The following is a 12,779-nucleotide window of genomic DNA, read 5'->3' on the forward strand; positions in this document are numbered from 1 at the left end:
GGAGACTTTGCTGTGAACAGGCGAGTCTGGAGAACCATTTTGCTGCCGACTGTGGCATGTCTGCTGCTGGCCGGCTGTGGGGGAGAGGACACTGCAGGTACGTTCCCCGCCGGGGTCGGAGAGGGGCCCATGGACGGAGATGTTGTTGCCGACGCCCCGAAGCCTCCCCAGAGTCCGGAGGCGTCCTACCGGGCCTTCGTCCGGGGGCTGTACGCAGGAGACGGCCCGGCCGTGTGCCGGCTGACCGGTTCCGATCCCTCGGCACAAAGCAGGCTCCTGCGATCGTTCTACAGGGCGCTTGACCTGAGATCTGAGGGGAGATCGCCGCTCTGCGAGGACGCCGTCACCTATTACGTGCAGGAGAAGAAGCTCACCCCGATTCCAGAGGGCAAGGACATCCCGATCTACGGGAAGGTGAAGTACACCAACGACAAGGCCAACCTGGGCGGCTGCTACGAGAAGCCTGCCGGAGGTTACGACAGGAACCTGGGCGGCTTCGAGTGGAATAAGGAATCGGACGGCTGGGTTATCGACTGGATGGACTTTACGACCGGCTGCGGCGGCTGATCCACCCCGCGCATATCCGGGGCACCCGATGCGGGCCGTCCTGGCTGTCCCCGGGGCCGCATGGCTGCAGATGACCTACCCCGCCGCCGTGCCCGCCCCCGACACCGGCGAACCCATCTTCGACGCGGAGGTCGCCGAGATCCCCGCCTGCACCAGGAGGAAGTCCGGGCGCAGCTTGCCACCCGCCCTGGCCCGGCGGGCGAGTTCGGCGACCTTGCCCAGTGCCTGCTCCCGGTCCGTGGCGAAGTCGATCGCGCGGGGGAAGGCCGAGACGAACGCCGCGGTGAAGCCCCGGTCCTGCGCCTGCATTTCACACACCGCCTCGATCACCGTCCCGAGGACGTCATCGAGCGGTGTGGTCAGGTTCCAGGCCGGCGTCTCGTGCCAGCAATGCGGCTTGCACCCGGTTCTCGCAGCCCAGCTTGGTCAGAATCCGGCTCACGTACGATTTGACCGTGGCCTCGCTCATATGGATCCGCCGACCGGCGTCCGCGTTGGACAGGCCCTCACCCAACAGCGCCAGGACCTCCAGTTCGCGGCTGGTCAGCGCCTCCAGTCGGCGGCGGGCCTGCTCGGCACGTTGGGCGCCCCGGCCGGACGCCAACGAGTCCACGACATGGCGGGTGGCGCCCGGCGAGAGGTACGCGTCTCCGGCCGCGGCAGCCCGGACCGCGCGTATGAGCTCCGCGGGCGCCGAGTCCTTGAACAGAAAACCCATGCTGCCTCCGGTCACGGCGCGCAGTACGTTCTGCTGTTCCCCGAAAGTTGTCAGGATCAGCACCCGCGTGTCAGGCACGGTCCGGTGCAGCTCGGCCAGGGCCGCCAGCCCGTCCATGACCGGCATCTGGATGTCGAGCAGCACGACGTCCACGCGGCGGGTCTGGGCCAGCTCGACCGCCTCACGGCCGTTCACCGCCTCGGCGACGACTTCGATGTCGTCGGCGGAGGAGAGAATCATCCTGACGCCTGCCCGGATGAGCGGCTCGTCATCCGTGACGAGAACCCTGATCATGACTCTCCTGCGCGGTCCTTGAGTGTCTACCTGCGGTCACTCGCCATCATCGCTGATCGAGCGCCCGGTACTTTTCAGTTCCTCACCTCGAAGGACTTCTTCTCGGTCAACTTGCCGTCCTTGAAGCAGAACCGGAAGACCGGCTCCATGCCGGGATTTTTGCTGGTCTCCGTGGAAGTCAGGCTGAGGCACTTCGCCCCCTTGGGCACGGGCGGCGCACCCATTTCCAGGCCGTCGGTCACGAAGGGGTTCTCCTTGGGCAACTGCTTGCGGATCTCTGCCTCGGACTGGCCCAGCTCCACCGCGTCGTATTGCTTCGGCTCGATCCTGGCCTTTTCCGCCTTGTCCAGGAGGACGTATCCCCCGACGCCGACGGCTGCGATCACCAGGAGCAGAGGGATCAGTACCACCATCCCGCAGCCGATGGCTATGCCGCTTCTGTTCTTCCTGCTCATTGCCTTGGTCAGCTCCTTCAGACCGTTCCCGTTCATGACGGGACCACCCTCGTCCAAGGAGTCCCCCGCGGTCTGCTGCCAAAAGGCGCCGGTCGGATCAACGAACGTCGTCGCCACGTTGCCGGGCCCGGGGCTCGGGATACCGCCTTCCGGCGATGCGTACGGCAGTACGCCTGCCAGCCGGAAGCCGCCGTCCGCCGTCGGGCCCGCGTGCGCCATGCCCCCGATGAGTCGGGTCCGCTCACCGAGCCCGGTCAGCCCCTGGCCGCCGCTCACCACGTTCCGGCCGTTGCTCGTCGTCCCGGTTGCGGGCCCGTTGGCGACCTCCACGACCAGCGAGTCCGGTTCATACCGCAGCTCGACCGTGATCGGGGCGCCCGGGGCGTGCTTGTGGGCGTTGGTCAGGCCCTCCTGGACGATGCGGTACGCCGCGTGACCGGCGGTCGGAGGGAGCGGGCGCGGCTCGCCGGAGTGCCGCAGCTCCACGGCCGCGCCCGCGCTCCGGGACGTTTCCACCAGGCCCTCGATGCCCGCCACCCCGCGCGACAGCGCCGTGGTGTCCTCCGTCGCCGCGGCCGCGACGCCTGGGGCGGTGGGGTCATGGTGGGGGGCCTCCGCGCTGTCCCGCATCACCTGTATCACCTCGCGCAGCTCGTGCATCGCGGCCACCGACGCCTCGCGCAGCACCCCCACCGCCTCCCGCTGCCGTCCGGTCAGCTCGCGGTCCACCTCCAGCGCGCCCGCGTGCACCGAGATGAGCACCAGCTGATGGCCGAGGCTGTCATGCATGTCCTGCGCAATGCGCTGACGCTCCCGCGCCCGGGCCTGTCCGGCGATCATCGCGCGCTCGCGTTGCTGCTGGGCGTCGTACTCCCGGAGCGTGTCGGTCAGCACATGGTGCTGCGACCGGTAGCGGCCGGCCAGGCCGGGCACGATGATCGCGACCAGCGGCCACAAGACGCTGAAGATCAAGCGGGGCAGTGAGAGATAAGGCAGCGCCTGCACGACTGCCAGGCCGAGGTTGAGGGTGTATGCGAGGGCGAAGGTGCCGACGGTCTTGCCGACCACGTCGATCCGCCGCCCCGCTGACCAGGCAGCGACGAGAACCAACGGGGCGAGACCGCCCAACAGGACAGAGCCGACGGCGGTCACCAGCAGCACGGTAGCGGGCAGCGTCCGGCGCAGAAGTGACAGCGCTGCGATCGCCAGCCCGGTGGCAGTGACCCGTACGGTGCCGCCGTTGTCCAGGGCCGCGAGACCTGCTCCCAGCAGCCCGAACGCCACGCTCAGCAGCGATTCGCCCACGATGCGCCAGGGAGACCACATTCCGGGAGCCAAGAGAGCCCTGCCCGGGGCGGCCAGCCGCGGGGTCGCCGAACGCAGCTTCGCCGCCAGTGCCTGGCGAGCCGATGCTTTAGGGGCCGTAGATTCCACACGAGTCACCCGGCTACGTTAAGACCCCTTCGACCCGCCCAGCGTCAGCCGATGGTCGCGACGGCCAACGACGAAAGTTCAACCCGTGACCGACGGTGCTACACCGCCAGTGACCGCTACGGCTTGACAACGACAGTAGGAAGCGGGCGTCGGCGAAGTGGGTGCGGTCGTTGCCGATCTCGGCCAGGACGCGGGCGGCGAGCTGGGTGCCGAGGCAGGCGGGCCAGGTGCCCTCGACGATCCAGACCACCACGGCCATGGGGGTCAGCCTCCTCCGATTGCGGTCAGTGATACCCACAGTGCCAGTACCGCGGCGCCCAGGCTGGCCGGTACGGTGTACAGGCCGAGCCGGGTGAACTCTTTCAGCTCCACGTCGGCGTCGTGGGCGTGGACGATGCGCCGCCACAGCAGGGTGGCCAGCGAGCCGGCGTAGGTGAGGTTCGGCCCGATGTTCACCCCGAGCAGCACCGCGAGGACCGCGCCGGGTCCGGACGGGGCGGTCAGCGGCAGCAGCACCAGCACCGCGGGCAGGTTGTTGATCACGTTGGCCAGGACGGCGGCCAGCGCGGCGATGCCCAGCAGGGCGGGCAGGCCGGTGCCGTCGGGGAGCAGATGGCCGAGGGCCGTGTCGAGGCCGTTGTCGACGACGGCGCGGACCACGATGCCCAGGGCGAGGACGAAAGCGAGGAACGGCACCGCGCTGGCGCGCAGGATAGCGACCGGCGTGGTGCGGTGCTGGGCCAGGGCGCGGACCGCGAGGACGGCGGCGCCCGCGAACGCTGCCCAGGCCGGGTTGATCCCGAAAGCGGAAGTGACCACGAACCCGGCCAGCGTGCACACCACCGTGGCCAGGGCGAACACCGGCACCTCGCGCGGCTCGGCGGCGGGCGGGGCCGTGGCGCCGGCGTCCAGGTCGGTGGCGAAGAACCGGCGGAAGACGACGTACTCTACGCCGATGGCCACCAGCCAGGGCAGTGTCATCAGGGCGGCGAACCGAGTGAAGCTCAGCCCGCTGGCCGCGAACGCCAGAAGGTTGGTCAGGTTGGAGACCGGCAGCAGCAGCGACGCGGTGTTCGACAGGTGGGTGCAGGCATACACATGTGGCCGGGACCGGGCCCCGAGCCGGGCGGCGGTGGCGAACACCACCGGTGTCAGCAGCACGATGGTCGCGTCCAGGCTGAGCACGGCGGTGATCACCGCGGCGAGGGCGAACACCTGCACCAGCAGGCGGCGCGGCCGCCCGGCCGCGGTGCGGGCCATCCACGCGCCGCACGCGTGGAACAGCCCCTCGTCGTCGCACAGCTGGGCCAGGACCAGCACGGCCGCCAGGAACCCGATCACCGGTCCCAGCCGGGCGGCCTCATCAGCCGCGTGGTCCAGTGAGATCGCCCCGGTGGCGATGACAACGCCGGCGGCCGGGACGGCGACGACCGCCTCCGGCCAGCCGAACGGGCGGATGACCGCGCACGCCAGCACGACCACAAGAAGAACGGCGGAAAGAACCTCTGCCAGCGCAGTACTCACCGCCCTATCCTCTCCGGCCGGGCGCCTGGCTCTTGCAGAGACACAGCCGCGTCCGGTTCAGACGGCCGTGCCGAAACCGGCCGTGGTCAGGTCCTGCTCACGCAACGGGGTGAAGTCGACATCGAGCTTCAGGTCGTACGCCTCGGGCTGTGCCCGCGTACTCTCCGTACTTCGCAAGCCTGCGACCCGGAAGAGTGGCCTCGCTGTCTGATTTCTGCCCGAGCCGGAGCCGCCCGAGGAGGTCGTCTGGGGCCGCTACCGATTGCCCGAGTCACCACACCGGCCCAGCACAGGAAGCCGCGCCTGGACGACCCGGCGCGCAGTGGCACGATCTCCTTGCACGAGCGGCACCTTCACCGCGTCGCTGCCGGGGCCCCATGCCGTGACCCGTCCCGACAACGCTGAGCCCCGGTCACCACCGCGGCCGGGCCGGACGGCACGAGCAGTAGCTCGCCAGTCGCGTGGGTGCGGTCGGCCGGCTCCTCGACGGCGTGGCGCAGTGCGGCGAGGGCGGGGTCCGTCAATCGAGCAGACCCGTGCCATGGCTCAGGCCCTCCAGCATGTGCCGGGTCACCTCGGCGGTAGTGCCGACGCCCTCAGTCGGCTCCCGCACCCCTCGCACGCACGCTGCGCAGCCTGCCCGGCGTCCTCGGACACTGAACCAGCCCAGGGTGCAAAGCCACCCAGAACCCGGGATCGAAAGCAGGCACTGAACCCACGGGGTTCAGGTCGAAGTGCGCGCCCGGTTCTGGCCGAGGTCCCAGTGGCGTGCCCTGCTGAGTGGACGGCAGGCAAACACATCGGGCCCTGGGACTGTTGGCTCAGAACGAGTCGCCATGCCAGTGGGTTGCTCCCGTGGCCTGCAGCGTGGCACGTATCGCCTCCGGCGGGGCAAGGAGCGGGCGGGCCATACCCACCGTCTGTGTCCGTTCCCGGGCCTGATCCTGGGCGAGAAGCCGGGGCAGGGCGGCGCGGACGGCTGGGTCCTCGGGGAGGTGGGCCCGGCCGACTGCGGCACCCGCCGCACGGGCCCGGCGGGCCACCGCAGCGAGCAACTCACCGAGGGCCGCCGGTGCGGCTTCCGTCACCGCGCACTCGCGGACCTCGACGGCCTCGCCGATGTGCTGGGTCACGGTGTAGCCGACCGCCGTCCCCCTGTTGTCCTCGGCGATGAGCCATTCGGCGCCGGGGCCGTACCAGGCGGGCACGCGGTGGATCCAGTCGTTGGCCGTCCGCACCGCGGTGAGTGGGCGTGCGGCGTTGAATCCGGCGTGCAGTTCTGCGAGCCGGGGGGCGTCGGTCGGGGTGGCCGCACGGATGCGGAAGCGGGGCTCGGGTGGGCCAACAGTGGTGAGCGGTCCCTCAGTCCAGGAGGTGCGGAAGCCGGTCCAGCCCGAGCGCTCGTAGACCCCGGGAGTGTCCGTGAACAGCAGGGACCATGTGCAGGACTCGGCGGTCATGGCCTCGGCGGCAATGGCGAGCAGCCGGCGAACCAGGCCCTGGCCCCGTGCCTCGGGGCGGGTGGCGACATTGCCGATACCGCCTACCCGTTCGACCCGGCCGCGGGCGTCGCGGAGCTGCCGCGGCACGTAGCAGACGACGGCGTCGACCGTGTCACCGCGAGCGGCCACGAAGGTCCGCCGGTGGCGGTCGGGGTCCAGGGCGTGCAGCGCCGGGAGGTGCGGGGCGTCGAAGCAGATCGCCCATAGCGCGTGCACGGCTGCCTCGTCGGCCGGGTCGAGGGTGCGCAAGGTGTGTGTCATGGCGTCAAGTTTCCTTCTGTGCTGACCCGGTCACCAAAGGGTGGCAGAGCTGAGCGTCGTACGCCGCGTACGCGGCGGGGCAGATGAAGCGCATCCGGCGCATCTGTTCGGCGAGCACTCCGCCGTCCACGACGATCCGGGCGCCGTTGATGTACGCCCCGGCGTCCGAGGCGAGCAGCAGCGCGCCCACGTTCTCGTCGGGCACCGAGTAGCAGCCAAGCGGAATACGCTCCCGGTGGGCCGTCTCGAACGCATCGCGGTCGAAGGGGAACGCGCCGTCGATCGGGGTCCGGACCGTGCCGAGTGCGAGGGTGTTGGCGGTGATGCCGTGCGGTGCGAGTTCGACGGTGAGGGCTGAGCGCCGCATCGACGACACCGGGCCACGGCGTACGGTCGCCGTGGCCTGGTGTCCGCGTGTGGGCGTCACCCACGCCTGGTCTGTTGAAGGCTCACCGCGTCGACGTATCCGGTCATGAGGTTCCACGCCGACGAGTACAGCGAGACGCGGACCGACGCCGTACCAGGCGGAGCCGTACCACTCGCCTGCGCGTCGATCCAGCGCCGCTGGTCCGCGCTGCGGAGCGGTGCGCTCGCCATCCGGCCGACCGGCTGGCCGGCCCTGTCGAGGAAGCTCAGCAGCAGCACCGAATCGTCGGTGCTTCCGTCCTCGATGTATACCTTGGCACGGGCCCGGTAGTACGCCCCCGCGGCAGCCGGCACCGGCTCACCGGTCAGCTCCGCCGACGCCTCGGGGCCGCTCCGGGCCGCATCGACGATCTTCATGCTGCGTCTGCCGGTGTACGCCCGCTCTTGGGAAAGGGTGAACAGGGTGCCACCGCCCTGCCACCCCGGGACGGCGCCGTCGCCCAGCGGCGCCACCTCGAAGCCGGCGTTGCCGACGGCCACGGCGCCGGCCAGGCCGTGGCGCACCGGGATCATCCGCAGCCGGGACTCCGCCGTCTTGCCGAGGAAGTAGATGTTCTCGTGACCGTCGGCGTCCCGGGCCAGGGTCATGAAGGCGACCTCCTCGTCGTAGTCGCCGAGTGTCACGTGGTCCATGGTCTTGGGGTCCACAACGGTGAGCTTGCCGGCCAGGGTGGTGTACAGCAGGCCGTCGGCGCCCCAGCGGAGGTAGACCGGCCGCCACATGCCGTAGTTCTTCACCTCGGGGTAGACGTTCTTGTACTTGACGACCTGGAGGGTGTCCGGGTCCATCGCGAACAGGAATCCGTCGGCCGCGCCCCACAGCAGGCCGTCGCGGCCGAAGCTGAGACCGCTGATCATCTTCGGGCTGTCGAGGCCGAGGAGGTCGAGAGTGAACTCCTTGACCTTGCGTTCGCCGGCGACATCCCAGACGAACATCTTGGCCTCGGACTCAGTGGCGCCGGTCCCCAGACCGCCGTGGACGGTGGTGGAGCCGTAGATCCGTCCGCCGCGCTGGGCGAGCCCGGCGACGCTCTGGTTGTGGACGATGTCGGGGTAGGTCTTCTTCTCCCCGTCGGCGGGGTCGTAGATGGTCAGCGCGCCGCCGAGCTTTCCGTAGTCGGGGATGGAGCCGATGAGCAGCTTGCCGTCGTGGGCCTTCATCACGTACGGCCGGTCCTGTTCGGAGCCGAGACGGAACTTCTCGGAGACGGCCGGGGTCGCCGCGTCCAGCTTCGCCGAGGAGATGATGCCTCCGGGGTAGATGCCGAAGTACATCGTGTCGCCCAGGCCCGCCATGCCCTCGGCCTGGCCCATCGGGAAACGGGTGGTGCGGCCGGTGCGCGGGTCGAATCGGGACCCGGTGCCGCCGGGGTAGCCGCTCATGAACAGTGTGCCGTCCGGCGCCGCCTCCAGGTTGTGCAGCGGGTTCGGCGCGCCCTGCACCACCGAGGGCAGCGCCTTGCTCCGCCGTGACGCGATGTCGAAAGCGGTGATCCTGCCGCCCGACTGCAGGGTGACGAGCGAGGTCCCGGGGAGGTCCGGATCATCGAGCGGTATCCAGGCGGCACCGCGCAGCGAGGTACCGAAGGCGATTCCGGTCGAGCGGGACTCCAGCGTCGACGTGTCGATCTCGTACAACTCGCGGTTGTTGGTGACGTACACCTTCCCGTCCCGCGACTGAAGCTGGTTGAAGGAGAAGACTCCCGCGTCGGAAGGCGTGTTCTTGCCGACGGACTTGTCACTCCACTTGCCGGCGTCGAGGTCGTAGAAGAGCAGCTTCATCTGCGGGTCGGCGAACTTGACGAACAGCCAGCCGTCGACGACCGCCATGTCGTAGGCGAAGGGCACCTTCTGGGGCTCCACCCCGAGGAGCGCCGGGACCTGGTCGGAGATCTTCGTCTTCGTACCGGTGGCGGTGTCGAGCCGGATGACGTCACCGACGGAGCCCACGCCCGCGTAGACGGATCCGTCGTGGTAGGCGATGGAGCGCACGTACTGCTGGCCGGGCACCATCTGCCCGTAGTCGTGGAAGTCCTTGCTTTGCGGGTCGTATCTGAACACCTTGCCGTTGGGGAAGGTGCCGATCCAGACATTGCCCTTCGGGTCCGTGGTCATCGACCACAGCGACTTCTCGCCCGGAACGGTGCCGAGCTTGCGCACTTCCTTGTCGGCCGGGCTGTAGCTCCACAGCTCTCCCGTCTGGCCGCCGGTGATGGCAGCGATGTAGACGGTGCCGTCGGGGCCGATCGCATGCCGCCAGGACTGCTGCACGCCAGGCAGTGTGAACGAGCGCAGCAGCCGGTTGTCCCGGATGTCGATGACGTTGAAGATCGCGTTCTCGGCGGAGACCGTCGTGTACATCGTGGGCCGGCCGTCCTCCGTGCCCACCACGGCGTCGTTGACGGAGACCGTTTCCTGCTGGACGCCGAGGTCGGCCTCGGGGCCGAACCACGTCCGGTCCAGTGCCGATTTACTGGTGCCGCCACCTCCCCGGGCCGCGGCCAGGGGTGCAGGACCCGCGACCAGAACGGTCAGGGCGAGCAGCAGGATGAGGAGTGGTCTAGGGCGTTTTCGGGGCACCGTGATCCCTTCAGATTATGAGAGTCTTCCAAATAAGTGGGCGCTTTGTTCACGACTTGATCAGCCTCAGCGTCCTCCTGACGCTTGACCATCGCAATATTTTCGTGGACTCTCTGATTAATCCCTACGGCTGAATCGACGTCAAGAGGAGTACATGGACGCATCCCGACCCGCCGGCGGTGACTTGGCGCAGCTGCGCCGGCTCAACGCGTTCGGCGCGCTGCAGGCGCTGAGAAGTGCCGACGCGCCGGTGACGCTGACCGAGCTGGCCACGCTCACCGGTCTCTCCCGCGCCTCGGCGGAGGACCTCGCCACCGAGCTGACCGACCAGGGATGGGCGGCCGAAGTCCCGCCCGCGCCCGGCGCAGTGGGGCGGCCGGCCCGCCGTTACCGGTTCCGGGCCGAGTCCGGTTACGTCTTCGGGCTGGACATCGGCGCCCACAGCGTCCTCGCCGTGCTCGCCGACCTCTGCGGCACGGTCGTCACCACGGCCCGCCGAACGGTGCCGCCGGACATCCGGCGCGCCGACCGGCTTGCCGTCATCGGCGACGTGATGACCGAGTGCCTGGACGACGCGGGAATCGACGCCCACCGGATCTGGACGATCAGCGCCGGCACCACCGGCGTCGTGGGCCCGGAGGGAGACGTCGTACTCGCGGGAGCGGCCGCCGACTGGACCGGTGTACGGCTCGCCGAGCACCTGGACGAACACTGCGCCGGGGCGGTCCTGGTGGACAACGACACCCGGCTGGCCGCACTCGCCGAGCAACGCCTCGGTGCGGCACGGGACATCGAGGATGCCGTCTACATCCACGCCGGTCTCGGCCTCAGCGCGGCGCTGATCATCGGCGGCCGGGTGCACCGGGGATACGGCGGCGCGGCGGGTGAGATCGGCAGCTTCCCCGTCACCCCCTGGGCGACCGCCGCCACCCGCCTGGCGTGTTGTCCCGCCGTCCCGTCCGACGTACCCCCGCGGAACGCCGCCGCCCATGTGCTGGCCGCCGCCCGCCGGGGCGACACCGTCGCCGTGCGCGCCGTCGACCGCTACGCCAGCGACGTGGCCCTCGGCCTCGCGGCCATGGTGCTGACCGTCGACCCGCAACGGGTCGTGCTGGGTGGGGGACTGGCCCAGTCCGCCGACGTCCTGCTCCCACGCCTCCGTAACCGTCTGGAGCCGTTGTGCATCCGGGTCCCCGATCTCCAGCCGTCCTCGCTCGGCGACGACCGGGTCGCGCTCGGTGCGATCTGGCGAGCCGTCGAGCACGTCGAGACGACGTATCTCGCACACAACCGGCGGCCCACGGCGGCGCGCCCGTGAACGGCCGTTCCGGACCTCCCGTCATCGACCCGGGCAGCCCGTGTCCCGGATCGCAGAGACCACTGCGCGGTCCGCCTTCCGGCTTTCAGGCGCCCCCGGTACGCGCCGTATGCATCGGCAGCCGGCCGCTGTCAGTTCTCCGCACCCGGTAACCGTTGACGGCTCCGCGTCCAGGCATCGTCTCGGGAGACGCCTCCCGGCCCCACCGTACGCCTTGTCCGTCGCGTGTCTCTCCTTCACCTCCAGGGAGCTCTTGGGAATGTCCATGCACCTTCCGATATCCGATCGGCCCGTCCGTGTGGCTCTCGTCGGCGCCGGCAACCGCGGCCTCACCTATGCCGCGTGGATCAAAGCCCACCCCGAACGCGCCCGCCTCGTGGCCGTGGCCGATCCCCGGCCGGCGGCCCGCGCCGCGGCCGGGGCGGAGCTCGAGTTCGACGACTGGCGGCCGCTCGTCGAGGGGGACGCCATCGCCGACGCCGTCATCGTCGCCACCCAGGACCGCAATCACGTCGAGCCCGTCCTGGCGCTGGCGCGGGCCGGGTACGCGATCCTCGCCGAGAAGCCACTGGCGCCCAGCGAGGCCGAGACCCGCACCCTCATCGAGGGCGTGGAGAAGGCGGGCGTACTCTTCGCCGTCTGCCATGTCCTGCGCTACACCCCCTACACCGACCTGGTGAAGGAGGTTGTCGGCTCGGGCGTGCTGGGCGAACTCGTCAGCGTCGACCACCTGGAGCCCGTCGGCTGGTGGCACTACGCGCACTCCTACGTCCGCGGCCCGTGGCGCAGCGAGAAGGACTCCTCGCCGATGCTGCTCGCCAAGTCCTGCCACGACCTGGACTGGATCTCCTACGTCACCGGGGAGCGCATCGAGCAGGTCGCCAGCTTCGGTGGGCTCAAGCACTTCCGGCCGGAGAACGCCCCGGCCGGTGCCGCGGAGCGCTGCCTGGACTGTGCGGTCGAGTCCGGCTGCCCCTACTCCGCGCTGAAGCTGTACGTGCCGACGCTGCGCGAGAAGGGCGCGGTCTGGCCGGTCACCCACGTCACGGACTCCACGGACGAGACCGAGCTGCTGACCGCGCTGCGCGAAGGCCCGTACGGCCTGTGCGCCTACCGCGTCGACAACGACGTGGTCGACCACCAGGTCCTCGCCATGCAGCTGTCCGGCGGCATGACCGCGACGTTCACCATGGTCGCCTTCACCGAACAGACCGACCGCCAGACCCGGATCTTCGGCTCGCACGGCTGGCTGCGCGGCGACGGCAAGCGCGTCACCGTCCACGACTTCCGCACCGACGAGGTCACCGTCCACGAGGTCGACACGAGCGGTTCCAATGCCGCCGAGGGACACGGCGGCGGAGACACGGCGTTGGTTGATGCCTTCGTCCACGCCGTCGCCACCGGCGACGCGGCCGCAGTCCGCTCCGGCACCGAGGCCACGCTCGGCAGTCATCTGGCGGCGTTCGCCGCCGAGCGTGCCCGGCACACCGGCACCGTCCAGACGGTGCCGGCCCGGTGACTCCCCACCGGATGCCGTCCCCCCTTCCCCGTCCCACTTTCACGTCCTCGGAGGACCTCCTCATGTCCCGTCTTCTCACCCGTCGTTCCAGAGTCCGCGCCGCGGCCGCCCCGGTCGTGGCGACCGTGCTCGCCGCCGGTGTGCTGGCCGGCTGTTCCAGCGGTGGTGACGACAACACCGT

At 70.0% G+C, this 12,779-nt stretch carries 11 protein-coding genes; 3 read left to right on the top strand and 8 right to left on the bottom strand.

Features of this window, described 5'->3' with window-relative positions:
- Nucleotides 1-129: 129 nt before the first annotated feature.
- Nucleotides 130-567 (top strand): hypothetical protein, encoded by a 438-nt coding sequence (locus IE107_RS32995; RefSeq protein WP_189548029.1) that lies wholly within the window; start codon nucleotides 130-132, stop codon nucleotides 565-567.
- Between the two features lie 75 nt (nucleotides 568-642).
- Here the strand turns inward: IE107_RS32995 and IE107_RS33000 are convergent, their stop codons facing one another.
- The 8 genes from IE107_RS33000 to IE107_RS33035 form a co-directional block, all read right to left on the bottom strand.
- Nucleotides 643-876 (bottom strand): hypothetical protein, encoded by a 234-nt coding sequence (locus IE107_RS33000; protein ID WP_229867445.1) that lies wholly within the window; start codon nucleotides 874-876, stop codon nucleotides 643-645.
- Nucleotides 877-910: 34 nt separating this feature from the next.
- Complete coding sequence (locus IE107_RS33005) at nucleotides 911-1,579, bottom strand: response regulator (RefSeq protein ID WP_189548030.1); 669 nt, start codon at nucleotides 1,577-1,579, stop codon at nucleotides 911-913.
- Nucleotides 1,580-1,653: 74 nt separating this feature from the next.
- Complete coding sequence (locus IE107_RS33010) at nucleotides 1,654-3,360, bottom strand: sensor histidine kinase (protein ID WP_189548031.1); 1,707 nt, start codon at nucleotides 3,358-3,360, stop codon at nucleotides 1,654-1,656.
- A gap of 121 nt (nucleotides 3,361-3,481) precedes the next feature.
- Nucleotides 3,482-3,727 carry a hypothetical protein gene (locus IE107_RS33015; protein ID WP_189548032.1) on the bottom strand — a complete coding sequence of 82 codons (246 nt, stop codon included), beginning with the start codon at nucleotides 3,725-3,727 and terminating at the stop codon, nucleotides 3,482-3,484.
- 5 nt (nucleotides 3,728-3,732) lie between these two features.
- Nucleotides 3,733-4,992: an SLC13 family permease gene (locus tag IE107_RS33020; protein ID WP_189548033.1), complete on the bottom strand. Its 1,260-nt coding sequence runs from the start codon at nucleotides 4,990-4,992 to the stop codon at nucleotides 3,733-3,735.
- Between the two features lie 821 nt (nucleotides 4,993-5,813).
- Nucleotides 5,814-6,755 carry a GNAT family N-acetyltransferase gene (locus IE107_RS33025; RefSeq protein WP_189548034.1) on the bottom strand — a complete coding sequence of 314 codons (942 nt, stop codon included), beginning with the start codon at nucleotides 6,753-6,755 and terminating at the stop codon, nucleotides 5,814-5,816.
- A 4-nt stretch (nucleotides 6,756-6,759) separates the two neighbouring features.
- Entirely contained in the window at nucleotides 6,760-7,122 is a 363-nt protein-coding gene (locus tag IE107_RS33030; protein ID WP_189548035.1) for an SDR family oxidoreductase, read from the bottom strand.
- Nucleotides 7,123-7,178: 56 nt separating this feature from the next.
- On the bottom strand, nucleotides 7,179-9,761 hold the full coding sequence (locus IE107_RS33035; RefSeq protein ID WP_189548036.1) for a hypothetical protein: 2,583 nt from the start codon (nucleotides 9,759-9,761) through the stop codon (nucleotides 7,179-7,181).
- A gap of 154 nt (nucleotides 9,762-9,915) precedes the next feature.
- Here IE107_RS33035 and IE107_RS33040 point away from each other — a divergent pair, with 154 nt between their 5' ends.
- Complete coding sequence (locus IE107_RS33040) at nucleotides 9,916-11,079, top strand: ROK family transcriptional regulator (RefSeq protein ID WP_189548037.1); 1,164 nt, start codon at nucleotides 9,916-9,918, stop codon at nucleotides 11,077-11,079.
- A 259-nt stretch (nucleotides 11,080-11,338) separates the two neighbouring features.
- Nucleotides 11,339-12,598, top strand: a complete 1,260-nt coding sequence (locus IE107_RS33045) for a Gfo/Idh/MocA family protein (protein ID WP_189548038.1) — start codon at nucleotides 11,339-11,341, stop codon at nucleotides 12,596-12,598.
- Nucleotides 12,599-12,779: the final 181 nt, after the last annotated feature.

It is taken from the genome of Streptomyces gelaticus (assembly GCF_014649535.1).
Taxonomy (GTDB): Bacteria; Actinomycetota; Actinomycetes; order Streptomycetales; family Streptomycetaceae; genus Streptomyces; species Streptomyces gelaticus.

What these genes read in the sequence shown, in the direction of transcription:
- IE107_RS32995 (WP_189548029.1), top strand. Translation starts at nt 130, where the DNA reads ATGGACGGAGATGTTGTTGCCGACGCCCCGAAGCCTCCCCAGAGTCCG.
- IE107_RS33000 (WP_229867445.1), bottom strand. Translation starts at nt 876, where the DNA reads ATGCAGGCGCAGGACCGGGGCTTCACCGCGGCGTTCGTCTCGGCCTTC.
- IE107_RS33005 (WP_189548030.1), bottom strand. Translation starts at nt 1,579, where the DNA reads ATGATCAGGGTTCTCGTCACGGATGACGAGCCGCTCATCCGGGCAGGC.
- IE107_RS33010 (WP_189548031.1), bottom strand. Translation starts at nt 3,360, where the DNA reads ATGTGGTCTCCCTGGCGCATCGTGGGCGAATCGCTGCTGAGCGTGGCG.
- IE107_RS33015 (WP_189548032.1), bottom strand. Translation starts at nt 3,727, where the DNA reads ATGGCCGTGGTGGTCTGGATCGTCGAGGGCACCTGGCCCGCCTGCCTC.
- IE107_RS33025 (WP_189548034.1), bottom strand. Translation starts at nt 6,755, where the DNA reads ATGACACACACCTTGCGCACCCTCGACCCGGCCGACGAGGCAGCCGTG.
- IE107_RS33030 (WP_189548035.1), bottom strand. Translation starts at nt 7,122, where the DNA reads ATGCGGCGCTCAGCCCTCACCGTCGAACTCGCACCGCACGGCATCACC.
- IE107_RS33040 (WP_189548037.1), top strand. Translation starts at nt 9,916, where the DNA reads ATGGACGCATCCCGACCCGCCGGCGGTGACTTGGCGCAGCTGCGCCGG.
- IE107_RS33045 (WP_189548038.1), top strand. Translation starts at nt 11,339, where the DNA reads ATGTCCATGCACCTTCCGATATCCGATCGGCCCGTCCGTGTGGCTCTC.